Raw genomic sequence first — 25,603 nt, 5'->3', positions numbered from 1 at the left:
GAGTGAGGTGCTTGGTAAGTGGTTGAAAACATTGGTTTTTAAGATTGCTTACGGAGCAGGATTCAAAGTCCGGTTGCTGAGTAAAAACTTTTTACAAAATTGCAAAATAAACGGTTGACTTTGAATGAGCGCAAAGTAGAATATGCGCCTCGCTTGAGACGAAACGCTGATTCAGCGGAGAGTCAAGAAAGCAACGCTCTTTAACAATTTGATCAGATAATTCGTGTGGGCGCTTGTTGAGAAGAAGCAAACTTTTTCTAGACAAGCAACCAAGTGAATTCATTTAAAGCGATTTACAAAGGTTTAACGTTCTTAAGAATGTTATCCGGTTGTTTAGTACTAGAGCCCGTTACCACATTCCTGGTAACACAAATGATTTAAACTGAAGAGTTTGATCATGGCTCAGATTGAACGCTGGCGGCAGGCCTAACACATGCAAGTCGAACGGTAACATGACTAGCTTGCTAGTTGATGACGAGTGGCGGACGGGTGAGTAACGCGTAGGAATCTACCCAGTAGCGGGGGATAAGCCAGAGAAATTTGGTCTAATACCGCATACGCCCTAAGGGGAAAGCAGGGGATCTTCGGACCTTGCACTATTGGATGAGCCTGCGTGAGATTAGCTAGTTGGTGAGGTAATGGCTCACCAAGGCGACGATCTCTAGCTGGTCTGAGAGGATGATCAGCCACACTGGAACTGAGACACGGTCCAGACTCCTACGGGAGGCAGCAGTGGGGAATATTGCACAATGGGCGCAAGCCTGATGCAGCCATGCCGCGTGTGTGAAGAAGGCCCTAGGGTTGTAAAGCACTTTCAGCAGTGAGGAAAGGTTAGTAGTTAATACCTGCTAGCTGTGACGTTAACTGCAGAAGAAGCACCGGCTAACTCCGTGCCAGCAGCCGCGGTAATACGGAGGGTGCGAGCGTTAATCGGAATTACTGGGCGTAAAGCGCGCGTAGGTGGATTGGTCAGTCAGATGTGAAAGCCCAGGGCTCAACCTTGGAACTGCACCTGATACTGCCAATCTAGAATACGGTAGAGGGTAGTGGAATTTCCTGTGTAGCGGTGAAATGCGTAGATATAGGAAGGAACACCAGTGGCGAAGGCGACTACCTGGACCGATATTGACACTGAGGTGCGAAAGCGTGGGGAGCAAACAGGATTAGATACCCTGGTAGTCCACGCCGTAAACGATGTCTACTAGCCGTTGGGAGACTTGATCTTTTAGTGGCGCAGCTAACGCGATAAGTAGACCGCCTGGGGAGTACGGCCGCAAGGTTAAAACTCAAATGAATTGACGGGGGCCCGCACAAGCGGTGGAGCATGTGGTTTAATTCGACGCAACGCGAAGAACCTTACCAACTCTTGACATCCAGAGAAGTTACTAGAGATAGTTTCGTGCCTTCGGGAACTCTGAGACAGGTGCTGCATGGCTGTCGTCAGCTCGTGTTGTGAAATGTTGGGTTAAGTCCCGTAACGAGCGCAACCCTTGTCCTTATTTGCCAGCACTTCGGGTGGGAACTCTAAGGAGACTGCCGGTGACAAACCGGAGGAAGGTGGGGACGACGTCAAGTCATCATGGCCCTTACGAGTTGGGCTACACACGTGCTACAATGGCCGGTACAGAGGGCCGCGAACCTGCGAGGGTAAGCTAATCTCAGAAAACCGGTCGTAGTCCGGATTGGAGTCTGCAACTCGACTCCATGAAGTCGGAATCGCTAGTAATCGCGAATCAGAATGTCGCGGTGAATACGTTCCCGGGCCTTGTACACACCGCCCGTCACACCATGGGAGTGGATTGCACCAGAAGTAGCTAGCTTAACCTTCGGGAGGGCGGTTACCACGGTGTGGTTCATGACTGGGGTGAAGTCGTAACAAGGTAGCCCTAGGGGAACCTGGGGCTGGATCACCTCCTTAAACGAAAGCCGATTCTCGGCAAGCGTTCACACGAATTATCTGATCAGAGAAGTTAAGAGCAACGGTGTAGGCTTGTAGCTCAGCTGGTTAGAGCGCACCCCTGATAAGGGTGAGGTCGGTGGTTCAAGTCCACTCAGGCCTACCAATCAATAGCCTTACTGTTTTTCTTGGGGCTATAGCTCAGCTGGGAGAGCGCCTGCTTTGCACGCAGGAGGTCTGCGGTTCGATCCCGCATAGCTCCACCATCATCCTTGCGGATGAGAAGGAAGAGTTTTAAAACATATTGTCGTTTAAGACATTATCTTTTAAAGCTTTTTTGCTTTAAACGCTCTTTAACAATTTGGATTTGATTCATTTGATTTAGATTTAAGACATGTAGTTTTACTGCATGCGCCAATTCGGCGAAATCTATCGTTACTAGCAATACAAGTTACTGTGATTCCAGACGCCTTCGGGTTATATGGTCAAGTGACTAAGCGTGCACGGTGGATGCCTTGGCAGTCAGAGGCGATGAAGGACGTTGTAACCTGCGATAAGGTTCGGGGAGGTGGTAAACAACCTTTGATCCGGACATTTCCGAATGGGGAAACCCACCTATTTATAGGTATCTTTTAACTGAATACATAGGTTATTAGAGGCGAACCTGGGGAACTGAAACATCTAAGTACCCAGAGGAAAAGAAATCAACCGAGATTCCCTAAGTAGCGGCGAGCGAACGGGGACTAGCCCTTAAGCTTTATTAGATTTAACAGAACACTCTGGAAAGTGTGGCCATAGTGGGTGATAGCCCCGTATGTGAAAGGTCTTTTAAAGTGAAATCGAGTAGGACGGCACACGTGAAACGCTGTCTGAATATGGGGGGACCATCCTCCAAGGCTAAATACTCCTGACTGACCGATAGTGAACCAGTACCGTGAGGGAAAGGCGAAAAGAACCCCTGTGAGGGGAGTGAAATAGACCCTGAAACCGTGTACGTACAAGCAGTGGGAGCCGTTTTCGGACGGTGACTGCGTACCTTTTGTATAATGGGTCAGCGACTTACTTTTAGTGGCAAGGTTAAGCATTTGCGGAGCCGTAGGGAAACCGAGTCTTAATAGGGCGTCCAGTCGCTAGGAGTAGACCCGAAACCGAGTGATCTATCCATGGGCAGGTTGAAGATGCAGTAACATGCATTGGAGGACCGAACCGACTGTCGTTGAAAAGCCAGCGGATGACTTGTGGATAGGAGTGAAAGGCTAATCAAACTCGGAGATAGCTGGTTCTCCTCGAAAACTATTTAGGTAGTGCCTCGTGTCTAACCATGGGGGTAGAGCACTGTTTCGGCTAGGGGGTCATCCCGACTTACCAACCCGATGCAAACTCCGAATACCCATGAGTTCAATCACGGGAGACACACGGCGGGTGCTAACGTCCGTCGTGGAAAGGGAAACAACCCAGACCGTCAGCTAAGGTCCCAAAGTTTATGCTAAGTGGGAAACGATGTGGGAAGGCTTAGACAGCTAGGAGGTTGGCTTAGAAGCAGCCACCCTTTAAAGAAAGCGTAATAGCTCACTAGTCGAGTCGGCCCGCGCGGAAGATATAACGGGGCTAAGCATAACACCGAAGCTACGGATGCACTTTGTGCATGGTAGAGGAGCGTTCTGTAAGCTGTTGAAGCGGAAGCTGTAAGGCACCGTGGAGGTATCAGAAGTGCGAATGCTGACATGAGTAACGATAAGGGAGGTGAAAACCCTCCCCGCCGGAAGACCAAGGGTTCCTATCCAACGCTATTCGAGGTAGGGTGAGTCGGCCCCTAAGGAGAGGCTGAAGAGCGTATCCGATGGGAAACAGGTTAATATTCCTGTACTGCTCATAACTGCGATGGGGGGACGGAGAAGGCTAGGCTAGCGCGGCGTTGGTTGTCCGCGTTTAAGATAGTAGGTTTAGAGCTTAGGTAAATCCGGGCTCTTTTAAGACCGAGAATCGATGACGAGGTCCTTTATGGACTGAAGTAGTTGATGCCATGCTTCCAGGAAAATCCTCTAAGCTTCAGGTTATGACTAACCGTACCCTAAACCGACACAGGTGGTCAGGTAGAGAATACTAAGGCGTATGAGAAAACTCGGGTGAAGGAACTAGGCAAAATGGCACCGTAACTTCGGGAGAAGGTGCGCCGGTTTTGGTGATGGGATTTACTCCCTAAGCTGAGGCCGGTCGAAGATACCAGGTGGCTGCGACTGTTTATTAAAAACATAGCACTCTGCAAACTCGAAAGAGGACGTATAGGGTGTGACGCCTGCCCGGTGCCGGAAGGTTAATTGATGGGGTTAGCGCTTGCGCGAAGCTCTTGATCGAAGCCCCGGTAAACGGCGGCCGTAACTATAACGGTCCTAAGGTAGCGAAATTCCTTGTCGGGTAAGTTCCGACCTGCACGAATGGCGTAACGATGGCCACACTGTCTCCACCCGAGACTCAGTGAAATTGAAATAGCTGTTAAGATGCAGTTTACCCGCGGCTAGACGGAAAGACCCCGTGAACCTTTACTACAGCTTCACAGTGGACTTTGACATTACTTGTGTAGAATAGCTGGGAGGCTTTGAAACCCTGTCGCCAGATAGGGTGGAGCCACCTTTGAAATACCAGCCTGGTAATGTTGAGGTTCTAACCCAGTTCCCTAAGCGGGATCGGGGACATTGTGTGGTGGGTAGTTTGACTGGGGCGGTCTCCTCCCAAAGAGTAACGGAGGAGCACGAAGGTACCCTCAGCATGGTCGGAAATCATGCAATGAGCGCAAGAGTAGAAGGGTGCTTGACTGCGAGACAGACACGTCGAGCAGGTACGAAAGTAGGTTCTAGTGATCCGGTGGTTCTGTATGGAAGGGCCATCGCTCAACGGATAAAAGGTACTCCGGGGATAACAGGCTGATACCGCCCAAGAGTTCACATCGACGGCGGTGTTTGGCACCTCGATGTCGGCTCATCACATCCTGGGGCTGAAGCCGGTCCCAAGGGTATGGCTGTTCGCCATTTAAAGTGGTACGCGAGCTGGGTTTAGAACGTCGTGAGACAGTTCGGTCCCTATCTGCCGTGGGCGTTTGAGATTTGAGAAGAGTTGCTCCTAGTACGAGAGGACCGGAGTGAACGAACCTCTGGTGTACCGGTTGTGATGCCAATTGCATTGCCGGGTAGCTACGTTCGGACGGGATAACCGCTGAAAGCATCTAAGCGGGAAGCCTCCTTCAAGATGAGATCTCACTGGGAACTTGATTCCCCTAAAGGGCCGTTGAAGACTACGACGTTGATAGGTTGGGTGTGGAAGCGCTGTGAGGCGTTGAGCTAACCAATACTAATTGCCCGTGAGGCTTGACCATATAACGCCCAAGGCGTTTGGCAAGTGACTTGTAAGATACGTAAGACGATAGAGAGTAACGAATTAGCGCGTAGTTAAGCTACAGTCGATAAACTATCTAGATCAAATAAAAGAAGAATCAGATCTAAGTTGTAACAGTTTTGCTTGGCGACCATAGAGTTGTGGAACCACCTGAATCCATCCCGAACTCAGACGTGAAACGCAACATCGCCGATGGTAGTGTGGGGCTTCCCCATGTGAGAGTAGGTCATCGCCAAGCATTTAATTAAGAGAAAACCCCGGTCACGATGTGATCGGGGTTTTTTCGTTGTGGAGCTAAAACAATACTGAACGAAGTGGTTATACTAGGCTTAACCCACATACACTCACTAGCAACTAACATCCTAATAAAAAGACAACCCAAGGGTGCCTGATTTGATGGAGCTAAAAGAAAAGATTGAAGGCTGTTAGAGCTCGTCGCCTAGCTCTTTATAGCCTTCGACTAGCACATGGTTGGCTGAGACGACGGATTCTGAAAACGAAGAGAATTCAGGCGATACCTTTTCGACCGACGCTAGATCAGATTCATGCGCTATGGCCGTCATAGGAGGCACGTGAGAGCGTTCTGGTAGATCGACCCCTTCGACTACGGCATTGTGTCTAATCACACTACCGTCGCCTATATGGCAGCGGAAGACGACACTGTTAAAGCCGATAAAGACATCGTCACCGACTGTACATGGGCCATGTACAATCGAGCGATGGGCGATAGAGGTACGCTCACCTACTATAACTTCTGCACCGGCCTTTGAGTGAATCACTACGCCATCTTGAAGATTAGAGCCTTGTTTGATCAGTACGGGCTGCATATCACCTGATGCATCAACCTCATCGGCTCTGATTACAGCGTAAGGGCCAACAAAAACATTATCTTCGATAATCACACGGCCACAAACGATGGCTGTAGGGTCAATAAAGGCCTTGTCTGACACTTCTGGGTAGTAACCCGCCGGACACTTTCTAAGCATTGTTGCTCCTAATTGTTGCCTCTAACAGGTGATAGAGGCTTTGTTATTTTTTATTAGAAGTTAAGCGTATCTTTAGACTGTTATAGACCAGAAAAGGCTAATGGTTTAGCAACGCCTTCCTGAACTAGTGTCTGTGTACCATCATATACCAGGTGTCCATTTACCCAAGTCGATTTTATCTGACCCGAGAATTCTAGGCCGTCAAACGGAGTCCATTCACAGTGGTATAGGCTATTCGCATGGCTTACCAATGTCGATTTTTTCGGATCAACCAGAACTAGATCGGCAAAGTAACCCTCGCGAATAAATCCACGTTCTAAAACACCATAACGGATAGCAGGGTTATGGCATACTTTCTCGACAACTTGTTCGATCGACATACGGCCTAAATTAACGTGCTCTAATAAGGTTAGTAGAGCGTGTTGGACAAGGGGAAGGCCTGCTGGTGCATCTGAATAATCAACCAGCTTCTCGGTCAGTGTGTGCGGAGCGTGATCGGTTGCGATGATATCGATCTGCCCAGTTTTAAGTGCATTTAGCAGTGCATTGCGATCCTGTAGGGATTTAATTGCTGGGTTGCATTTAATTAAGTTACCGCGCGTTTCGTAATCTTCAGCACTAAACCATAGATGATGTACGCAAGCTTCTGCTGTGATCTTCTTGCCTTGGACAGGGCCTGATTGAAATAAGCTCAGCTCTTTTTCTGTAGTGATATGCAGAACATGAAGATTGCTTTGGTATTTCTTTGCTAGTTCTACTGCGTAAGATGAGGAAGCAAGGCAGGCTTCATCATCACGAATAATAGGATGGTCGTGTATCGTAATCTTACGTCCGGTGTCTTGAACACGTTTTAGGTTGTTGGCGATGACCGGGCCGCTTTCGCAATGTGTAACGATCAAGACAGGGCTTTCACGGAAGATCCCTTCTAAAGCGGTTGGGTTCTCGACGAGTAGGTTACCGGTAGAGGCACCCATAAACACTTTTACGCCACAGGTTTTGGTCGGATCTAAGGCTTTTATATCGTCTAAGTTATCTTCTGTTGCTCCTAGATAGAATGCATAGTTTGCTGCCGAGTTTTGCGCCGCAATATTGTATTTATTCTCTAGTGCAGCTGCATTGGTTGTTGAAGGGTTAACATTTGGCATCTCCATATAGCTAGTGATGCCTCCGGCAACTGCCGCGCGCGATTCGGTTGCGATACTGCCTTTATGTGTTAAGCCTGGTTCACGGAAATGCACCTGATCGTCGATCATTCCTGGAAGTAGCCAGCACCCCTTAGCATCGATAACTGTGTCGGTAGCTTTAGCGTCTATATCAGCAGCAATTAGATCGATTCTTTGGTCTTTAATTCTTAGATCGACTTCTCTTTGTTCGCCTTCATTGATAATGATCGCGTTCTTAATCAATGTGTCTTTCATTGCTGCAATACCTTTGTGTCTCGTACTTCGGGTGAGTGGCTATAAACCCGGCCAATTATGACATGAAGTGTAATGTTATAATATAACTCAATTAAAAGGAGGCAATTGAGATCGTTTTAGCTGTTAAGGAGAGTGTGATATTTTTAGGTGAGCTACAGCAGTCGCCATAGCGTATCAAAGATGATTTTCTGAGCACCGGCTACTTCCGGCGAATCAATCACTACCGCTGTTGGGTAGTTTTCTGAAGCGAGTGAGATGATTGCACATTTAGGTGGGTAGATCGCGATATAAGCTGCATCTACTTTACCTTCCGTTTTGATCCACTTACGTTCTGATAGCAGAGCGTCTTCACCTCCATCACCGATTGCAATGGCGCGTACGTTAATACCACGTTGTATGCGCTGGTTAGTGAAGTTAGGGAAGGGTCGATAGAGGTGCTTCCTGATCGGCTTGGAGGAGAAGACTGAGTAGCTATCAGCATCTGAGCTAGACACCGTAACCAGAATGTCTTTCAGTACGTGCTCTATACCGTCATCGCCTTCATAGAAGCTGACATTGGCAGTATTAAAGTCAGGTTTAAGGTGCTGCAGCTCAGGAATAATGCTTTGTTTCAGCTCGTCGATCGCTTTATCTAAGTTCTGTCGACGATCTTCAGCCAGCTGTAAAAGAATATCTGGATCTACAGGGGCGAATAAACGTCGCTTGCCTTTAGGTTGATAGGTCACAATCCCTTTTTGCTGCATCTCTTTGAGACTTTCATAGGCACTACCGCGATTAACCCCTGATTTGTCAGCAATTGTTCGTATAGAACTTGCCCCTAAGGTCAATAAGGCTTTATAGATCTCAATTTCTCTAGGGTTTAAGCCCAATATTTTAAAAACGTCGTTATTCATAATTGTCATAAAATTTGTGACAAAAGGGATTGTATGGTTTTAGTTTTACTTTAAAGTGCGATTAAAATAAAGCGTAAACCTACAAAGGAAAGGTAAGACTATGTCTGTAGACGTTGTCATTTTGGCTGCTGGTCAGGGTAGCCGTATGAAATCCAAACTCCCTAAAGTACTGCACAAGGTTGGCGGTAAAGCGATGGTGCAACATGTAATCGATACCGCATCGTCACTGCAGGGTGTGAATACGCACGTTGTGATCGGTCATGGCGCGGATAAATTATGTGAAGAGCTGCAGGGTCAAGCGCTTAACTTTGCTTTGCAGGCAGAACAAAAAGGTACAGGGCATGCGGTGGCTCAGGCGATGCCTGAAGTGGCTGAAGACAGTGTTGTGCTTGTGCTTTATGGCGATGTGCCGCTAACACAAGCTGCCACTATGCAAGAGATGGTGGATATCGCCGCTACAGGGGATTTGGCACTACTGACAGTGAATCTAAAAGATCCTACCGGTTACGGCCGCATCGTACGTAATAGCGAAGACAAAGTTGTGGCGATTGTTGAGCATAAAGATGCTTCGCCAGAGCAGCACCTGATCAATGAAGTAAATACCGGAATTTTAGCGGTTAAGAGCCAGTATCTTGCTGATTGGTTACCGCAGCTATCCTCTGAAAATGCGCAAGGCGAATATTATCTGACTGATATCATCGCGATGGCTGCCAATGGTGGCGTGAAGATCAGCGCGATTCAGCCTGAAGCTGAAGAGGAAGTCCAAGGGGTTAACAACCGCGTTCAGTTGGCTGAACTAGAACGCTGGTATCAGTTGCAACGTGCTGAATGGTTGATGGTGAACGGTGCAACGTTGGCTGATCCGGCGCGTGTTGATGTGCGCGGTAATGTCTCTATTGGTCAGGACCTTCTGATCGATGTAAACGTTGTTTTAGAGGGTGATGTTGTTCTGGGTGACGATGTTGTAATCGAACCAAACTGTTACCTGAAAAACTGTACTGTTGCAGCGGGTACTCGTATCAAGGCAAATACAGTGATTGAAGATGCTGTGATTGCTGAATCTTGCGATATCGGTCCGTTTGCTCGTTTACGCCCAGGCACTCAGCTTTCTGCTAAAGCTAAGGTTGGAAACTTTGTAGAGACCAAAAAAGCGATTGTGGGTGAAGGAAGTAAGATCAATCACCTTTCCTATGTGGGCGATGCTGTACTGGGTAAAGATGTAAACATCGGCGCCGGTACTATTACTTGTAACTACGACGGCGTAAATAAGTCGCTGACAGAAATCGGTGACAACGCATTTATTGGTTCTAATACTGCGCTGGTTGCACCGGTTAAAGTGGGCGCTATGGCGACTGTCGGCGCAGGTTCAACGATTGCTAAACCTGTATCCGATGATGCGCTTGCGATTACTCGTGCAAAACAAACTGAATTGAAAAACTGGCCGCGTCCTAAGAAGAAAGGAAACTAAGCATGTGTGGAATTGTAGGCGCTGTTGCAGCTAGGCCTGTTCAGGAAATCCTGCTAGAAGGTTTGCGTCGTTTGGAATATCGCGGCTATGACTCTGCTGGCGTCGCATTGCAGACCGAAGCGGGTATTCAACGTTGTCGCCGTAATGGCAAGGTTCAAGCGCTCTCTGATGCCTTACAAGAGCAGCCTCTAGTGGGTACAACAGGTATCGCACATACCCGTTGGGCGACTCACGGTGTACCTTGTGAAGCGAATGCTCATCCGCATATGTCCGGTGACCAACTGGCAGTCGTACACAACGGTATTATCGAGAATTTTGAAGAGCTAAAAGCCGATCTGCAAAACGATGGTTATAAATTTAGCTCAGAAACTGATACTGAAGTAATTGCACACTTACTTGCTAGAGAGCTTAAATCAACCAGCTCTTTGCACACTGCCGTTTCCAATATTATTGGCCAGCTTGAAGGTGCTTACGCGTTGGGCGTGATCGAAAAAGCAGATCCTTCCCAGTTGGTAACCGCGCGTAAAGGTAGCCCGTTGGTGATCGGTGTTGGTATTGGCGAGAACTTTATCGCCTCCGATCAACTAGCGTTATTACAAGTAACAGACCGTTTTATGTTCTTGGAGGATGGTGATGTTGCGACCCTGACGGCGGCAGATATCACGGTAACGGATATCTCCGGTAAAAAAGTAGAGCGTGAAGTTAGCCAGTTTGAACACGGTGTAAGCTCTGCGGATAAAGGTGAATTTAAGCACTATATGCTTAAAGAGACCTATGAGCAGCCAGAAGTGATCAAAGCGTGTTTAGAAGGGCGTATCAGTGAAGATAAACTGCTGGAACAATGCTTCGGCGTTAAAGCAGCAGAAGTGTTTGATCAGGTTAAGCAGGTACAGATCATTGCTTGTGGTACGAGTTACCATGCGGGTTTGATTGCTAAGTACTGGATAGAAGATCTCGTCGGTATCCCATGTATGGTCGAGGTTGCCAGTGAGTACCGTTACCGTTCAGTTGTGATTCCTGAAGGTACGCTATTCCTGACCATTTCACAGTCTGGTGAAACAGCAGATACGTTAGCTGCGCTACGTGAAATTCAGGATCGTGTTTTGGCGTCCCTGGTTATCTGCAACGTTCCGGGCAGCTCTTTGGTGCGTGAATCAGATCTGACCTTGATGACTAACGCGGGTCCAGAGATTGGTGTGGCGTCGACTAAAGCGTTTACGACACAATTAGTGGCGTTGATGCTAACGACAATCGCACTTGGCCGTCGTAATGGCTTAACCGAAGAAACTGAAGCAGCCATCATCACCGCGCTTAAAAAGCTTCCTGAACAGGTTCAGCAAGCTCTAGCAATGGATAGTGATATAGAGCAGATGGCGCAATCTTTTGCTGAAAAGAATCATTCACTGTTCCTAGGCCGCGGCACTTTGTACCCTGTGGCAAAAGAGGGTGCGCTTAAGCTGAAAGAGATCTCTTATATCCATGCGGAGTCTTACCCAGCAGGTGAGCTAAAACACGGCCCATTGGCGTTGGTCGATAAAGAGATGCCAGTTGTCGCAGTCGCTCCGCAGAATGATATGCTGGATAAGCTGAAGGCAAACCTACAGGAAGTCCGCGCTCGTGGTGGTGAACTGTTTGTCTTCGCAGGCTCTGACAAAGTGCAATCAGAAGAAGGCACTTATGTACTGAATATGCCTGTATGTGATGAGATCATGCAGCCCGTGCTATACACCATTCCGCTACAGTTGCTCTCTTATCATGTAGCAATTTTGAAAGGCACGGACGTGGATCAGCCACGAAATTTGGCTAAGTCGGTAACGGTTGAGTAACAGCTTTAGCTAATAAGACCTCTATAACAGGCTCACTGTTCAGTGGGCCTGTACTTTTTCCAGAATCCACTCCCTAAATGCCTTGATAATAGGCTGCTCCTTCCTGTCTTCATGGGTGACCAGAAAATAGCCTTGTTGAGATTGGATCGGCTTTAATTCTCCAAATGGGTTTATCAATTCCCCACTGTTCAGTGCTTTTTCGATTAGCTGCTTACGCCCCATAGCAACGCCTAAACCTGATTTAGCTGCATTCACTGCATGTTCTGACTTATCAAAGCAGTGCCCCTGTTTTAGAACTAGGTTCAATGTTTGTTGATCGGCCCAGTAGGACCATTCTGAATAAGGGCCAGCTTCAGGCCATGCTTGAGCATCATGTAATAGAGGGCAGTGTTTTAGTTTTTCTGGCCTATCCAATAAGTCATGTTTATCTGCGAAGTCTTTGGTACAAACGGGAATGAGCTGTTCATCCATGAGTGGCCAACTAAGCAACCCCGGGTACTCGCTTTGACCATAATAGATCGCTAGATCGATCTGTTCGGCATAAAAGTCGATCAGGCGGCTATGGGTTTCCATACGGATAAAAATCTGTGGGTAGAGCTGAGAGAAGTCCGCCAATTTTTCCAGCAACCATTGCGAAGCAAAGGAAGGGGGGACAGAGAGTGAGAGTTCACCGGCAAGCCCTTGGGTATGGATATCCCGAATCAGATTATCGAGTTCTGTCAGGCTGTTATTGGTTTGTATCAGGAGTCTTTCGCCCTCGGCTGTGAGCTGTAGGCGACGGTTGTAGCGTAAGAACAGGGCAAAACCGAGTTGTTCTTCCAGTTTACGTATCCGTTGGCTAATGGCTCCTTGAGTAAGACTTAACTCTTCTGCCGCTAGGGTAAAGCTGAGGTGCTTGGCTGCGCTGCTGAAGCATTGCAGGTTAGCGAGCACGGCGCTATTCAAGTGAGAGAGGTTCAGGTTAGCCATTTTAATCCAAGGATGTTTTTTTATGGTTTGTTGTAAATTATAAGCACTGGTTTAATGGTTTTATCCTAATTTCATTAATTGGAATTAACAAAATTTATTCGATCGGAGCTGGATTCATGGGGTTAAACAGACAGGAAATAAATGATCTGATACATAAGTTTCCCTTATTGGAGCGGCTTCAGAAAACTCAGCCGTTGCTTTGGATAAACCCTAAAATTACGGACTTTGCTGCAGTATCAGCGCACCTGCCATTGACGCAAACTGATGTTAAAGATTCCTCGGCAAGATTGAATCGCTTTGCTCCCTATCTGGCGGAAGTGTTTCCAGAAACCGCTGCCAAAAAAGGCATGATTGAATCGCCGTTGTGTGAGGTGCCTCAATTTCATCACCAGTTAGAGAAAAGAGCTAATCAAAGTCTCCCCGGCCGTTTGCTGTTGAAGTGTGACAGCCATCTACCTATATCTGGTTCGATAAAAGCACGTGGTGGTATCTATGAGGTGCTCAAGTATGCTGAGACCGTTGCTATAGAGGCCGGTCTGATCAGCAAAGATAGCTGTTACAGCAAGCTAAATAGTGATGTCTGCCGCGAACTCTTTAGTCAGTATCAAATTGTGGTGGGATCAACCGGCAACCTTGGGCTTAGTATCGGAATTATGGGGGCTGAGTTAGGCTTTTCGGTGACGGTTCATATGTCTGCAGATGCTCGGCAGTGGAAGAAAGACCTACTACGTAGCAAAGGCGTGCAGGTCATTGAATATGAAGACGATTACAGTAAAGCGGTAGAAGAGGGGCGCAAACAAGCGCTCAGCCAGCAGCGTTGTCACTTTGTTGATGATGAGAACTCAAATGACCTGTTTTTAGGCTATGCGGTTGCTGCAGAACGTCTAGCTAAACAGCTATCTGAGCAAAACATTCAGGTCGACGCTGAACATCCGTTGTTTATCTATCTGCCTTGTGGTGTCGGTGGCGGCCCTGGTGGTGTTGCTTTTGGTTTGAAGCTGCTCTTTGGCGATCATGTTCATTGCTTCTTTGCTGAGCCAACTCAATCTCCCTGTATGTTGGTGGGTATGTATACTGGCTTACATGATCAGATCAGTGTTCAGGAGTTAGGTATCGACAACCAAACTTGTGCTGATGGCCTAGCAGTAGGTCGTGCTTCCGGTTTTGTTGGTAAGGTGATGGAGCCACTGTTAAGTGGGGTTTATACCGTAGAGGACAAAACACTTTATCAGTTATTGGCCGAAATTTATGAGAGTGAGCATATAGCGTTGGAGCCATCGGCTTTGGCGGGAGCGACAGGCATTATTAATCTGATCTCGCAGGGCGAAAGCTACCTTCAGAATCATGGCTTGCTGAATAAGCTGGATAACTCAACCCATATCATCTGGGCGACAGGTGGAAGTATGGTGCCAGAATCTGAGTGGCAGAGTTACTACAAGCTTGGTAAATCATAAACTACAAATAAAAAAGGCAGCTATTAAGCTGCCTTTTTTATTATCGAATTTAAAGCTTAGCTGTAATCAGCTGGGCTGTAACCGCCTGCAATACCTTTAGACGCAAGAGCTACTGCATCATGAGCGTGTAAGCTTTCGAAGTGCTCTACCTTCAACCAGAAATCCGCGTATTGCTCTTGGCTTAGTAGTGCTTGCTTAACGCGTCGTGCAGCGTCTTCGCAGAACATTAAGTTATGGCCATTCAAACGAGCAAACTCTTGTTCGTCAGCACGTTTTACAGCAGTTTGTACTGGTGTTTTTAATGCATCTTCAACAAGATCTATTAGATCTGTAAGTGGGAATGCACCCATATCTTTATCCAGTTTAACCCAAGCTGTTGCTTGGCTACGTTGGCTATGGGGCGTAGCGAATGAGCCCTTTTCAGACTTTAACCAGTTCTCTACGTCTTCAACGTTAATGCTGCCTTTGTTGGCAAAGTCATCAGTGAATGCCTGAGCTAATAGCTGACGTGATAATGCTGCTGAACACGGACAAGTGGATGAGTACGGAACGCGTGTTGCTAGTTCCAGAACTACTTCGCCATCTTTCAGAGTTGCACGTAGCGTCGTGGAGTAGCTTTTCCAACCGCTGTTATCGCTTTTTAGAGCATCGCGCTTGATTAGGAAATCAAAATCAAAGTTTAGGAAAACCTGAGTTGAGATATCGTGATGGCTATCCAATAGGTGGGATAAGAAATCTGTTAACGCAGGAACATTCAGTGTTTGATTCTCAAAAAAGTTACTTAGCGCAAGGTAAAGGCGCGACATATGAATGCCTTTAACCTTTGGGTTTACCAGATTAACGTAGGTATTAACGCGTGCTTCGATGCTGTTTACACCTAGTTTACTATCGTCAAATTGCAGAGGGACGGTGATTCCATTCATGCCCACCCAGTCCAGAGAGCCGTGAATCTCAGGATTTTGATGGCTGGTAACGTCAGGCAAGTTGGTCATGAAGCAGGTCTTCCAATTCGGTAGTTATCAAAATCTGAATCCGTAAGCTCTTACGTAGAGAAAATAGGCTTACGTTAAACAATACCTAGTTAAATAGGGGCGTATAACGAAAAAACAAGCGCCTGTTCAAAAATGAATCAGGGTTAGGTTCAATTCGTAAATATGACCTATAAAAAAGTACTATTCCTTAGGCTGAAAGTCTAAAAAATAGAAGAGCGACGTACCATACCTCTTGATTAAGGGGGTTGGCAAATATCAGGCAAAAAAAGTCGCTTTTTAGCGCATAAAATCTGCCTTTGTCGTTTAAATACCTTGCTTTTGTATGTCTTTTAAAATGTTAGAAAGTTTTAATGTTACAGCGGGATTTTCGCTTATAAGGTTAATAATGGATGCTAGCCTATTAATAACTATAGGATATTTTGATTTATCTATTTACACAGAAGCCGATACAGCATACAAACAAAGAAAAAACCTCGTTAAGAGGCGGTGCTATGTCTATAGGAGGTCCATAGCATGAATGATTCAATGTCGAGCTTTGCTATAAATTTTATCGCGTTTGTTGGGATTGCGTTCTTGGTACTGTTTGTTGTCGCAATCGTTGTGGCGGTAGTTTTATACCAAATCGATAAACATCAAACAGCGCAAACTATCCGTCGTAACTACCCTCTGATTGGTCGCTTTCGCTACCTGTTTGAACATGCTGGTGAATTTTTCCGTCAGTACTTCTTTGCTATGGATCGCGAGGAGATGCCATTTAACCGTGCGCAACGCTCTTGGGTTTATCGCGCAGCCAAGAATGTAGATAGCACTATTGCCTTTGGTTCGTCACGTGATCTACGTATTCCTGGTACCTATTATTTTCTAAACTGTCCTTTCCCAACCTTAAAGGAAGATGCGGTAACAACGCAGAGTTTACGTATAGGTCCTTACTGTAAGACACCTTACGATGCAGCTTCTTTTTTTAATATTTCTGGCATGAGTTATGGTGCGCTATCCCGACCTGCAATCGAGGCCTTATCTCAGGGGGCTAAGAAAGCAGGTTGTTGGATGAACACAGGTGAAGGCGGGGTATCGCCTTTCCACCTGGAATCAGGCTGTGACATTGTTTATCAGATTGGCACTGCAAAATATGGTTTGCGTGATGAAAACGGAAAGTTCTCTGAGGAAAAGCTAAAAGAGAAAGGTGATCTTCCTCAAGTTAAGATGTTCGAGATCAAACTGAGTCAGGGTGCTAAACCGGGTAAAGGTGGTATCTTGCCGGGTGAGAAGGTAACACCAGAGATTGCAGCGGTACGTGGTATCCCTGTAGGCCAAGATTCTTTAAGCCCAAACCGTCATCCAGATATAGCTTCTATTGATGACCTGCTTGATATGATTGAAAAGGTACGTCGTATCACCGGTAAACCATGTGGTTTCAAAATGGTATTGGGCGATGCTGAGTGGTTGGATGAATTTTGTGAGTCGGTTAACAAGCGTGGCGTAGAGAGTGCTCCAGACTTTATTACGTTAGACAGTTGTGACGGTGGTACTGGTGCTGCACCAATGCCGTTAATGGACAGCGTAGGTCTGCCGCTGCGGGAGAGTTTACCTATTTTGGTAAACAAACTTATGGCTCACAACCTGCGTGAGCGTGTACGTGTGATTGCCTCAGGTAAATTGATTAACCCTACCGATGTCGGTGCTGCACTTTGTATGGGGGCTGATTTCACCGTAACGGGACGTGGCTTTATGTTTGCTCTCGGTTGTATTCAGGCGTTGCAGTGTAATAAGAATACCTGCCCAACCGGCATCACTACCCATGATCCAGATCTGCAGCGTGGATTAGTGCCGATGGTTAAAGCGGATCGTGTCGCTAACTATCACAATCATTTGGTACATGAGGTGGAGATGATCGCCCACTCTTGTGGTGTAACCGAGCCGCGTCAGCTTAAGCGTAAGCATTGCGCAATCGTGGTGGAAGGTAGTCGGTCTATACCACTGAATATTCTCTATCCAGAGTATTAGTAAACAACCCAAGCAAAAACGCCAGTCATTAGGACTGGCGTTTTTATTTGTAAGTAATCATAGCGAGTGATTTTATATTACTCATCAAACCAACATTCGTCGATGTGAGAGGCGAGTTCTTTTTCTTCTTGGCGTTGTTCGATGGCTCGGCGAGCTCTAAGCGCGCGGCGCGTTGCGAGTTTTTTGCGGGAAAGTTTTTCTTCTTCTTCAAAACCCACTAGCAGATCGAATACTTCAACCTGGGTTTCGTTAAGCTCTTCAGTTTTATGCAGCATAGTAAGCTCCTGATCTTATCTTAACGGTCAGAAGGCCCATCGAGCGAAGCAGTAACTGATTATGCTTGTTAAGGCATAAACCCTTCGCTCCTCGATGAGGGGCTCTGGTGAAGTTGCTTAATAGAAAGATTTCTATCAAACACGCTTTTTAATACAGCCTTATCTCTGTTTTATAATAGCTCTGAACAAATATCAAACAGTTTTCGGCGAATTCCGAGAGGAATATTAAAAAGCCTATGTTGCAAAAGGGTGAAGGGAAGATGTCACAAATGTGACAGAAATAGCTTAATCTTCGTCCATTTCATCGGCAGGGCGAGCGCTTGGGCGTTTGTCGTTTTGACGCAAAGATCTGAGGCTACGTTTTATGGTTTTTAGGTGATCAACCAGCCCTGGACCTAGCTTCATCGCTACACCGACTGCGAGTACATCAATAACAACCAGATGGAGTACGCGGGATGACATCAGTGTGCTTAGATCTTTATCTTCTTCCAGATCGATATGGATTGGAATGCTCGCAAGATCAGCTAGGGGAGTATCACTTGGGCAGAGTGAGATAACGGTTGTGCCGGTTTCTTTTACCAGCTTGACTGTATGTAATAGATCTTTGGTACGACCTGTCTGAGAGATAGCCACAACGACATCGCGATCATCAAGCGATACAGCTGAAATAGCTTGCATGTGCGGATCCGAATAAGAGGTGCTGGATACTTTCAAACGGTGAAATTTATGCGCGGCGTCAGTACAAACTGGAGCTGATGCACCAAAGCCATAGAACTCGACACGGCGAGCTTTAGCTAGAGCAGCGATCGCACGTTCAACCGTAGTGGTATCTAGTTGCTCTTTGATATTGAGCAAGTTACCAATCATGGAATCGAAGATCTTTTCTTTAAACTCAGTAACAGTGTCTTTTGAGTTTAGGGAAAATTGCTCGAAGTGATTATTACTGGCTAAGCCTTGAGCTAAGGTGAGTTTGAAATCCTGGAAGCCATCGTAGCTTAGGGCACGACAGAAACGAACCACGGTTGGTTCGCTGACATTTGCTTCAGATGCTAGATCAACAATACGCATATGGATCACTTCATTAGCGTGAGCTAAAACATAATCCGCAACTTTTTGCTCTGACTTCCTTAAGTTTTCACGCGCTTGCGCAATCGACTTAAGCAGATTGAACGAGTTCAACCCTACACCTCACTTAGCACTTATAAATTAATACTACAGTTTTAAGTATAACAACCTTCTGACGCTCAGATCACCATTTGTCGTAAATTGCGGAGTGAAAAATCGCATGTTATTTTCATTAAAAAATAAATAAGGTTTCCATTTGTGAAACGTCGTAAGTTTATTCAGCAAGCAGGTTCTCTGCCCATTGCCGCCGCTTTAGCGACGGCTCCTCAAGTTAGTAATGCTGCACTTATTCCTGAATTTCGTTGGAGTATGGTCACGACTTGGCCTAAAAACTTCCCGGGGTTTGGCATGGGGGCTAATTTTCTCGCCAACTTAATCAATGAGATGAGCGGCGGCCGTATCCAGATATCTGTTTATGGTGCCCATGAGAAAGTTGCGCCTTCAGAAGTCTTTGATACAGTCTCTCAAGGCAAAGCTGAAATGGGGCATGGCGCTGCATTTTATTGGCAAGATAAAGTCAGGGCTGCGCAGTTTTTTGCGGCGGTACCTTTTGGCATGACTGCGCAAGAGATGAATGCTTGGTTGTATCAAGGGCGTGGCCTCGAACTTTGGCAGGAACTCTACGCAGAATATGATTTGATTCCAGCTGCGTGTGGTAATACTGGCGTGCAAATGGGTGGCTGGTTTAACCGCGAAATTAACAGCATTGAGGATTTTAAAGGTCTAAAAATGCGTATTCCCGGCTTAGGCGGGGAGGTGGTGAAACGCCTAGGTGCGGAGCCGGTATTGTTATCGGGAGATGAAATCTTTCGAGCGCTTGAACAGGGGGAAATTGAGGCTGCTGAGTGGGCTGCTCCATACAACGATGTCGCGCTGGGCCTTTATAAAGTTGCTAAATATTACTACTACCCCGGTTGGCATGAGCCTGGTACAACCATTGAATGCATCGTCAATAAACAAGCGATGAACCAGTTGCCGAAAGATCTGCAATTGATCGTGACTAATGCCATGAAAGTGGCTAATCAAGAGATGTTAGCGGAGCTAACAGCGAAAAATCATCGTGCCTTAGAAATGTTGTTAAAAGTGCATAAAGTCGAGTTACGTCAGTTTCCTGATAAGGTGTTGGAGCAACTTCGTTTAGCGTCTCATGAAGTGATTCAGCTAGAGTTAGAAAAAGATCCCAGAGCGGTCAAAATCTACGAATCATTCGAGAACTTTAGACAACAAGCGATGGCTTGGCACGATGTCTCGGAGCGGGCTTATATGCTCGCGCGAGAATAGCTACAGATTTCACTGCAATTAGCCGTAAAACCGGTACAATAAACACTTTCCAATAGTTCAGGTGAATTAGATGTCTGATCAGCGCTTTGACAAAGAGTTCTACGATCTTAAAGATTGGCAGTTAGCGGCCTACTGCGCTGCAGTCTCAGAACGCATGTTCCCTAATTTTGCTCTGTTTGCACGTTTGATGGAGTTTGGTGATGTCAGCAAAATGCGTCAAATTTTGGATGCGGTTTGGGATCACCTGAATAATACCGGTGCAAAAATGAACTTCGAAGTTCAGCTGGATAAGGTGGAAGAAAATATGCCTGATCTAGATGATTTTGATATGTATGGTGCATCACCAGCTTTGGATGCTGTTGTCGCACTGTTCTCTACACTTAACACCGTAATCGCCGCAGATGCCAGCGAAGTTATTGCTGTAGCAAATATGTCTCGTGAGTCTGTGGCAGGGTTTATTGAGCTAAACGCGGATGATCAGATCTCTGATGATGAGCTGGTTAAATTCATCAATACACACGACTTGATGTTGCAAGAAGATGATTTCCAAGCGGATATCCTAGAGATCATTCAAGATGACTTACCACGTCGTGATGCCTTGCAAGAGCTACGTGAACTAGCGCATAACGACGGTTACAGTAACCTAGGCATTAGTGATAGCGAATAATTCATGCTACGAATTGGTTTAATACTTCTGATTTTGCCATCAGTCGCTTTGATGATCCTTTTCTATGTCGATCAAAGTGCAGTTGATGCATGCTTAGATCAGGGCGGTTCATATAACTATGATCTAGCTGAGTGCGATCTTGAGCAGGAACACCCTTTCAAGCCTTTATTAGTAAGGCATCCATTGGTGGTGAATGGTGGCATGTTGCTATCGGTTGTGGGTGTATTTATGTGTATGAAAGGACTGCTTTGGCGTCCACGTAAGGAAGCCTAATGGTTAAAAAAATTATTTGGGGAATTCTATTACTGCTCGTAGCGGGCATCTTTGTGGCGTGGTTAACACAGGATAAGTGGTTACCGGGTTGGAATCAGGAGCTTGCAGATCAGAATAACGAATTTCAGCAAAGAGGGCTGGCATTAGGTCAAAAGGCCGACCAACAAACCTGTTTAGAAGAAGCGTTGAGTAGCTTTAATCAATGCTCAGGGTTTAGTTGTACGATTAAGCACGGCAAATTTTTAAAGGCTTGCTTAAACAATGCATCGCCGAGCGAAAACTTCTGTAAGGATGTACCTGAATTCCGTGAAGAACGCACCGAAGATGATAAATCATGGGCGCGTCATGCCTGTTGGAGTCGGGATGTCAGAGGCGAAGGATGTCGCCTCCTGATGCGACAACAGCAGTTATTTTGCAGCGAAAAGTAATGAAACGGACCAAAAGGTCCGTTTTTTTTAGTTGCTATCTTAATTTAAATAGTTCTAACATAAGCTCCGTACACTGTTAATGCATAGAGGTTTTATTCGTCTAATAAAATCTGTAATGTATATAGATGGACGTTTTTTTAGACGTCACTAATAAAAATAATAAATTCAAGAGTAGAGATGGAGACTGGCAACTGCATTTTTTATGCTGTGAGTTGCTAGTACTAGCTTATGGAAGTCATGTGTTACTGCAATTATGGTTCACAGCGAGTTAGTTGTGATACTGCAGCATTAGTGAAACAAGCGCCGTGTATTATCCCGCATTCGTCTGGGATAGCTCAGGGCGGTTTTGATAATTTGGGTGATATTCATCATCCGACTCCCCCTCGACTTTTGGCATATCCCATTTCATCTGTAAGGGTATGGGACTGATATGCTGATAGGTTCAATAGGTTTTCCTAACGATCAGCGAGTTAAGCTGGAAAAAATTTTCAAGCTGTCTAAACAGACTCGTTATACGTTGGTAACTCCCGATTTTTCTGAGCTTCCTGACTTGTTGCTCGTATTTGGGTTTGACCTCTCTCTATACCCCGAATTAGCGGATATTCCTCAAAGTTACCATGCTCGCATCATTTTGGTCGGCCGTGGTAAACCTGAAACGAAGGAATATGCTCATCTTGGCTACCCGTTGGTATCCTCTCGTGTTTTACGTGCTTTGGATAAGATGACTCGTGAAAACGAAGAGATGGATCTTGAGACTGCTAAACAGGAACCGAAAGAAGATACTTTCAGTAAATACACTGCACCAGAGCCTACGGAAAGTGCCGCAGTTGAAAGTGGTCGAACCAGTTATCAAGTGCTGGTGGTGGATGATAACGATGTCATGCAACAGGCATTAAATGCTGAGCTACAGCAGTTACCCCTACCAGTAAATGTGCATTTTGCCGGTTCTGGTGAAGAAGCACTCGCGAACGTAACAGATCATAGTTATGACTTTATTTTTCTGGATGTGGTTATGCCTGGAATGGATGGGTTTGAAGCCTGTACAGAGATGCGTAAACGTCCAGAACTAAAGAAAACCCCAATTATCATGCTGACCTCTAAGACTTCTCCTATGGATGAGGTGAAGGGAATTATGTCTGGCTGTTCCACTTATCTGACTAAGCCAATTGTGCATGAAGAGTTTCAGAAGGTGATCGGCCGAGTATCCAATTGGGTTGATGAATTTCAGAAAGCGTAAGTTAATGGAGCTATCCAGTGAAAAAAGTATTGGTTGTTGAAGATGACCTGGTTCAGCAGAAGCATATTTGTACAGTATTGGCTTCTTGCGGTGTTGAAGTAGTCGCTGCTAACGATGGCAAGCAGGGGCTTGAAAAGGCAAAGACAGAAAATCCAGATCTAATTTTTATGGATATTGTCATGCCTGAAATGGATGGTTACTCAGCCTGTCGTCAGATTACGTCTGACGAAGCAACAAAACATATTCCAGTAGTGATTGTATCGAGTAAAAACGAAGAAGCCGATAAGGTTTGGGCACAGTTACAAGGTGCAACAGCCATGGTTTCAAAGCCATTTACTGATGCAGAACTAATGGCGCAAATTTCTGCGTTAACTTGAGAAATACGCGATGGATGCTCAGCTTACAACAAATATAAAAACGGATGATCAGCCTAGCATTCACCAGATCCGGCATGGTTTTGAGATCGGTAGTTACCAGCTACTTATCTCGGAACTGACCCGGGCAGAGGTAGCGAAAGCCCCCTCAATTTGTTCGATCCCATCTACACCAGACTGGTTCGCCGGATTTATGAATCACCGTGGCGAAACGGTGCCTGTTTACGATCTGAATAGGTACCTGCAAATCTTAGATGGCAACACAGCTCCACAATCGTGGGTATTGCTGATCGATGATCATCCGAAGACCGTTGGCGTCTTGTTGACCCAACCACCTCAGAGTATCACGGACCCAGTTTTACTGGATCAAGCATGTGGAGATCTGCCTGATGTTATCAGTCAGGCAGCAGGACAGGTATATGAGCATCAAGACCAGCACTGGGTCGAAATTGATCATCACCGATTGTTCCTAGCCTTGAAGAAACAGTTTTAAAAAGTACGGAGTGAGCGAGCTATGCAGTCTTTTTGGGAATTTAAGAACATACGGATACCGATTAAGTTCGCAATCGTTTTAGGATTGCTCTGTGCCGGTCTGTTCTTTATGAGTGCATCCTACTACCAGACGATCGTTCTGCAAGAGGAAGCAAAACAACGTTCTCAAAACCTAAATAGCTTCTTGCTACTGGTACGAGACATTCAGGAGAGTGTTGCTGAGGCGCGTTTTCAGGAGAAGAGCTTTCAGGTAGCAAAGGAGATGGATCGTCTATCTATCTATAACGATGTAATGGCTAAATTGGATCAAGATATCCTGAGCCTTAAAGCTTACCTACGGACCGATAAAGATAAACAGCTAGTTGAACAGTTCCAAGTCATTATGGATCAGTATCAGGACGTATTCTATGATGCTTCTGAAACAGCAATTCAGATTGGTGTAAACAAGAACGAAGGTTTAGCAGCGGAAATTCGTACCCTTATTTCACAAACAGAGCCTCTAGTTCTATGGATCAACCGTAACTGGGTTCGTGATCAATTGTCGGTTGTGCAAACCGATCTTGATAAATATATCGCTACTGATGGTCGGGAAGTTGACTTAGATATTATTCAAACAGACCTGTATACCATCAAGCGACAGATCCAAACGGCCCACTTGGATTCTAGTAAAGTTAAATCACTATCCGATAGCCGAGCGTCTGCTTCAGGCAATATCGAGCAGATTGAATTATTGGTTACCGAACTAGCAGAAGCGATCGAGCGTAAACAAACTCAGTTTGCCAGCCTACAAGAGATTATCGATAAACTGGCTCCAAAGATTGATGAAGTAACCGAGCTAGCAGCAAGCTACAAGGTACAAAACGATCTGTTGATTGCTGACGATACCACTGAGATGGCGACCTACTTCTTGATCTCTATCGGCTTGATGATCGTGGCGATGGCCATCTCTCTATCCATCATCAAATATGGCGTAATCGATCCACTGAAAACTATCCAGTCAGCGGTAGATAAAGTACGTGAAGGCGATGTCGAAGCACGAAGTGGCTTGGACACGCAAGACGAATTGGGTCAGCTATCGAGCGTATTGGATAACATGCTTGATGAGAAAGAGAACGCACTTCAAGTTAAGGAACAAGAGAACCAACGCCTTAACAGCTCGATCATTACTTTGATCCAGAACGTATTCCAGATTTCCCAGCGAGACCTAACAGTGCGCGTACCTGTAGCAGAAGATGTAACGGGTGCGGTATCTGATTCCATTAACCAGTTGGTAGAGTCGATCGAATCGGTATTGCAGGAAGTAAACAGCGTATCCACCCGTGTAAATGATGCATCGGTTCAGGTGAAATCTCAGTCCGAAACGGTATTGAGCTATGCGGAACGAGAGAAAGAGGAGATCAGTGAAACATTGAACGGTTTGGACTCCGCAATTCGTGCAATGGAATTGATCTCTAAACTGGCCGTACTGTCGAACAACGCATCTCAGAAAGCGATCAAAACATCTGAAACGGCGATGGACTCAGTATCTCAGACGATCGACAGTATCAACAAAATCCGCCAGACCATCCATGAGGCGGAAAAACGTATCAAACGCTTGGGTGAACGTTCTCAAGAGATCGGTGGTATCGTCAACCTAATCAACAACATCTCGGAACGTACCCACGTACTATCCCTTAACGCGAGTATGCACGCGGCGTCAGCTGGTGAAGCGGGTCGTGGTTTGATGGTGGTAGTAGATGAGGTACAACGTCTTGCGGAGAACTCCCGTGAAGCGACCTCTGAGATCGAATCTCTAGTAAATAATATCCAGCTTGAGACATCGGATACTATTAACGTAATCAACAACGTAATCACTGACGTAGTCGAGGGCACGCGCCTAGCGGAAGAAGCGGGTGAGCGTATGGATGAGACCCGTGCCACTACTCAGACTCTGGTAGATTCCGTAGTACGTATCGCACACAGCTCGGTGAAACAGGCGAAAGTAGCGGAAGAGCTACGTACCCGTGCAAACAGCATTAACGAAACCACTCAAGCGACCAACGCCGAAATGAAGCAGCAGGCTCAGCTATCCGATGAGCTGGTAGACGCGGCCGACGAGCTTCAGAAATCAGTTAGTGTATTTAAACTCGCTTCATCCTGAGAATAGGTGGGATA

19 protein-coding genes, 2 tRNA genes and 3 rRNA genes are annotated in these 25,603 nt (G+C 46.1%); 17 read left to right on the top strand and 7 right to left on the bottom strand.

The genetic code is table 11. From position 1 onward, the window contains the following. The first annotated feature begins 379 nt into the window (after nt 1–379). The 5 genes from ACMXYP_RS17680 (at nt 380) to rrf (ending at nt 5,525) form a co-directional block, all read left to right on the top strand. A 16S ribosomal RNA gene (locus ACMXYP_RS17680) occupies nt 380–1,918 on the top strand. A gap of 68 nt (nt 1,919–1,986) precedes the next feature. Further along, nucleotides 1,987–2,063: transfer RNA gene (locus tag ACMXYP_RS17675), tRNA-Ile, on the top strand. A 24-nt stretch (nt 2,064–2,087) separates the two neighbouring features. After that, nucleotides 2,088–2,163 (top strand) — tRNA-Ala (locus ACMXYP_RS17670). Nucleotides 2,164–2,380: 217 nt separating this feature from the next. After that, nucleotides 2,381–5,267 (top strand): 23S ribosomal RNA (locus tag ACMXYP_RS17665). Nucleotides 5,268–5,409: 142 nt separating this feature from the next. Next, nucleotides 5,410–5,525 (top strand): 5S ribosomal RNA (rrf, locus tag ACMXYP_RS17660). Together the 16S, 23S and 5S rRNA genes with 2 tRNA genes alongside form the textbook arrangement of a ribosomal RNA operon. 187 nt (nt 5,526–5,712) lie before the next feature. Here rrf and ACMXYP_RS17655 read toward each other — a convergent pair. The 3 genes from ACMXYP_RS17655 to ACMXYP_RS17645 form a co-directional block, all read right to left on the bottom strand. Continuing rightward, on the bottom strand, nt 5,713–6,273 hold the full coding sequence (locus ACMXYP_RS17655; RefSeq protein ID WP_415882941.1) for a carbonate dehydratase: 561 nt from the start codon (nt 6,271–6,273) through the stop codon (nt 5,713–5,715). A gap of 80 nt (nt 6,274–6,353) precedes the next feature. Continuing rightward, on the bottom strand, nt 6,354–7,691 hold the full coding sequence (locus ACMXYP_RS17650; RefSeq protein ID WP_415882940.1) for a dihydroorotase: 1,338 nt from the start codon (nt 7,689–7,691) through the stop codon (nt 6,354–6,356). Nucleotides 7,692–7,843: 152 nt separating this feature from the next. Next, nucleotides 7,844–8,584 (bottom strand): TrmB family transcriptional regulator, encoded by a 741-nt coding sequence (locus ACMXYP_RS17645; RefSeq protein WP_415882939.1) that lies wholly within the window; start codon nt 8,582–8,584, stop codon nt 7,844–7,846. A 100-nt stretch (nt 8,585–8,684) separates the two neighbouring features. Between ACMXYP_RS17645 and glmU the strand changes: the two genes are divergently transcribed. Together glmU and glmS are read left to right on the top strand one after the other, a co-directional pair. Then, a complete protein-coding gene (glmU, locus tag ACMXYP_RS17640; RefSeq protein WP_415882938.1) occupies nt 8,685–10,052 on the top strand; it encodes a bifunctional UDP-N-acetylglucosamine diphosphorylase/glucosamine-1-phosphate N-acetyltransferase GlmU in 1,368 nt (455 codons plus the stop codon). 2 nt (nt 10,053–10,054) lie between these two features. Then, nucleotides 10,055–11,878 carry a glutamine--fructose-6-phosphate transaminase (isomerizing) gene (gene glmS, locus ACMXYP_RS17635; RefSeq protein WP_415882937.1) on the top strand — a complete coding sequence of 608 codons (1,824 nt, stop codon included), beginning with the start codon at nt 10,055–10,057 and terminating at the stop codon, nt 11,876–11,878. 39 nt (nt 11,879–11,917) lie between these two features. Here glmS and dsdC read toward each other — a convergent pair whose 3' ends face one another. Next, nucleotides 11,918–12,847: a DNA-binding transcriptional regulator DsdC gene (dsdC, locus tag ACMXYP_RS17630; RefSeq protein ID WP_415882936.1), complete on the bottom strand. Its 930-nt coding sequence runs from the start codon at nt 12,845–12,847 to the stop codon at nt 11,918–11,920. 116 nt (nt 12,848–12,963) lie between these two features. Here dsdC and ACMXYP_RS17625 point away from each other — a divergent pair, with 116 nt between their 5' ends. After that, nucleotides 12,964–14,301 (top strand): D-serine ammonia-lyase, encoded by a 1,338-nt coding sequence (locus ACMXYP_RS17625; protein WP_415882935.1) that lies wholly within the window; start codon nt 12,964–12,966, stop codon nt 14,299–14,301. A 56-nt stretch (nt 14,302–14,357) separates the two neighbouring features. Here the strand turns inward: ACMXYP_RS17625 and folE2 are convergent, their stop codons facing one another. Further along, a complete protein-coding gene (gene folE2, locus ACMXYP_RS17620) occupies nt 14,358–15,293 on the bottom strand; it encodes a GTP cyclohydrolase FolE2 (protein ID WP_415882934.1) in 936 nt (311 codons plus the stop codon). A gap of 513 nt (nt 15,294–15,806) precedes the next feature. On the opposite strand from folE2, the gene ACMXYP_RS17615 reads away from it, so the two are divergent. Then, nucleotides 15,807–17,297: an FMN-binding glutamate synthase family protein gene (locus ACMXYP_RS17615; RefSeq protein WP_415882933.1), complete on the top strand. Its 1,491-nt coding sequence runs from the start codon at nt 15,807–15,809 to the stop codon at nt 17,295–17,297. A gap of 77 nt (nt 17,298–17,374) precedes the next feature. Here ACMXYP_RS17615 and ACMXYP_RS17610 read toward each other — a convergent pair whose 3' ends face one another. Both ACMXYP_RS17610 and ACMXYP_RS17605 read right to left on the bottom strand, forming a co-directional pair. Next, nucleotides 17,375–17,572 (bottom strand): PA3496 family putative envelope integrity protein, encoded by a 198-nt coding sequence (locus ACMXYP_RS17610; protein WP_415882932.1) that lies wholly within the window; start codon nt 17,570–17,572, stop codon nt 17,375–17,377. 285 nt (nt 17,573–17,857) lie between these two features. Further along, nucleotides 17,858–18,751: an SIS domain-containing protein gene (locus ACMXYP_RS17605; protein WP_415882931.1), complete on the bottom strand. Its 894-nt coding sequence runs from the start codon at nt 18,749–18,751 to the stop codon at nt 17,858–17,860. A 144-nt stretch (nt 18,752–18,895) separates the two neighbouring features. Here ACMXYP_RS17605 and ACMXYP_RS17600 point away from each other — a divergent pair, with 144 nt between their 5' ends. The 8 genes from ACMXYP_RS17600 to ACMXYP_RS17565 all read left to right on the top strand — a co-directional run bounded on the left by ACMXYP_RS17600 (nt 18,896) and on the right by ACMXYP_RS17565 (nt 25,589). Then, nucleotides 18,896–19,978 (top strand): TRAP transporter substrate-binding protein, encoded by a 1,083-nt coding sequence (locus tag ACMXYP_RS17600; protein WP_415882930.1) that lies wholly within the window; start codon nt 18,896–18,898, stop codon nt 19,976–19,978. Between the two features lie 70 nt (nt 19,979–20,048). Continuing rightward, on the top strand, nt 20,049–20,645 hold the full coding sequence (locus tag ACMXYP_RS17595) for a YjaG family protein (RefSeq protein ID WP_415882929.1): 597 nt from the start codon (nt 20,049–20,051) through the stop codon (nt 20,643–20,645). A 3-nt stretch (nt 20,646–20,648) separates the two neighbouring features. Beyond that, nucleotides 20,649–20,918: a hypothetical protein gene (locus tag ACMXYP_RS17590; protein WP_415882928.1), complete on the top strand. Its 270-nt coding sequence runs from the start codon at nt 20,649–20,651 to the stop codon at nt 20,916–20,918. After that, on the top strand, nt 20,918–21,346 hold the full coding sequence (locus ACMXYP_RS17585) for a hypothetical protein (RefSeq protein ID WP_415882927.1): 429 nt from the start codon (nt 20,918–20,920) through the stop codon (nt 21,344–21,346). The genes ACMXYP_RS17590 and ACMXYP_RS17585 overlap by 1 nt, the downstream gene beginning before the upstream one ends. Nucleotides 21,347–21,776: 430 nt before the next feature. After that, nucleotides 21,777–22,583: a response regulator gene (locus ACMXYP_RS17580; protein ID WP_415882926.1), complete on the top strand. Its 807-nt coding sequence runs from the start codon at nt 21,777–21,779 to the stop codon at nt 22,581–22,583. A 17-nt stretch (nt 22,584–22,600) separates the two neighbouring features. Then, nucleotides 22,601–22,960: a response regulator gene (locus ACMXYP_RS17575; protein WP_415882925.1), complete on the top strand. Its 360-nt coding sequence runs from the start codon at nt 22,601–22,603 to the stop codon at nt 22,958–22,960. A gap of 10 nt (nt 22,961–22,970) precedes the next feature. After that, nucleotides 22,971–23,450 (top strand): chemotaxis protein CheW, encoded by a 480-nt coding sequence (locus tag ACMXYP_RS17570; RefSeq protein WP_415882924.1) that lies wholly within the window; start codon nt 22,971–22,973, stop codon nt 23,448–23,450. Nucleotides 23,451–23,471: 21 nt separating this feature from the next. Then, nucleotides 23,472–25,589, top strand: coding sequence for a methyl-accepting chemotaxis protein (locus tag ACMXYP_RS17565; RefSeq protein WP_415882923.1), 2,118 nt, complete (start codon nt 23,472–23,474; stop codon nt 25,587–25,589). Nucleotides 25,590–25,603 lie beyond the last annotated feature (14 nt).

This window comes from Neptuniibacter sp. QD34_54 (assembly GCF_047778055.1).
GTDB lineage: Bacteria > Pseudomonadota > Gammaproteobacteria > Pseudomonadales > Balneatricaceae > Neptuniibacter.
The sequence above is the reverse complement of the archived record's forward strand: the minus strand, read 5'-3'. Positions and strand labels throughout refer to the sequence as shown.

What these genes read in the sequence shown, in the direction of transcription:
- folE2 (WP_415882934.1), bottom strand. Translation starts at nt 15,293, where the DNA reads ATGACCAACTTGCCTGACGTTACCAGCCATCAAAATCCTGAGATTCAC.
- ACMXYP_RS17570 (WP_415882924.1), top strand. Translation starts at nt 22,971, where the DNA reads ATGGATGCTCAGCTTACAACAAATATAAAAACGGATGATCAGCCTAGC.
- ACMXYP_RS17610 (WP_415882932.1), bottom strand. Translation starts at nt 17,572, where the DNA reads ATGCTGCATAAAACTGAAGAGCTTAACGAAACCCAGGTTGAAGTATTC.
- ACMXYP_RS17655 (WP_415882941.1), bottom strand. Translation starts at nt 6,273, where the DNA reads ATGCTTAGAAAGTGTCCGGCGGGTTACTACCCAGAAGTGTCAGACAAG.
- ACMXYP_RS17585 (WP_415882927.1), top strand. Translation starts at nt 20,918, where the DNA reads ATGGTTAAAAAAATTATTTGGGGAATTCTATTACTGCTCGTAGCGGGC.
- ACMXYP_RS17595 (WP_415882929.1), top strand. Translation starts at nt 20,049, where the DNA reads ATGTCTGATCAGCGCTTTGACAAAGAGTTCTACGATCTTAAAGATTGG.
- ACMXYP_RS17645 (WP_415882939.1), bottom strand. Translation starts at nt 8,584, where the DNA reads ATGAATAACGACGTTTTTAAAATATTGGGCTTAAACCCTAGAGAAATT.
- dsdC (WP_415882936.1), bottom strand. Translation starts at nt 12,847, where the DNA reads ATGGCTAACCTGAACCTCTCTCACTTGAATAGCGCCGTGCTCGCTAAC.
- glmS (WP_415882937.1), top strand. Translation starts at nt 10,055, where the DNA reads ATGTGTGGAATTGTAGGCGCTGTTGCAGCTAGGCCTGTTCAGGAAATC.
- ACMXYP_RS17565 (WP_415882923.1), top strand. Translation starts at nt 23,472, where the DNA reads ATGCAGTCTTTTTGGGAATTTAAGAACATACGGATACCGATTAAGTTC.
- glmU (WP_415882938.1), top strand. Translation starts at nt 8,685, where the DNA reads ATGTCTGTAGACGTTGTCATTTTGGCTGCTGGTCAGGGTAGCCGTATG.
- ACMXYP_RS17580 (WP_415882926.1), top strand. Translation starts at nt 21,777, where the DNA reads ATGCTGATAGGTTCAATAGGTTTTCCTAACGATCAGCGAGTTAAGCTG.
- ACMXYP_RS17625 (WP_415882935.1), top strand. Translation starts at nt 12,964, where the DNA reads ATGGGGTTAAACAGACAGGAAATAAATGATCTGATACATAAGTTTCCC.
- ACMXYP_RS17615 (WP_415882933.1), top strand. Translation starts at nt 15,807, where the DNA reads ATGAATGATTCAATGTCGAGCTTTGCTATAAATTTTATCGCGTTTGTT.
- ACMXYP_RS17590 (WP_415882928.1), top strand. Translation starts at nt 20,649, where the DNA reads ATGCTACGAATTGGTTTAATACTTCTGATTTTGCCATCAGTCGCTTTG.
- ACMXYP_RS17650 (WP_415882940.1), bottom strand. Translation starts at nt 7,691, where the DNA reads ATGAAAGACACATTGATTAAGAACGCGATCATTATCAATGAAGGCGAA.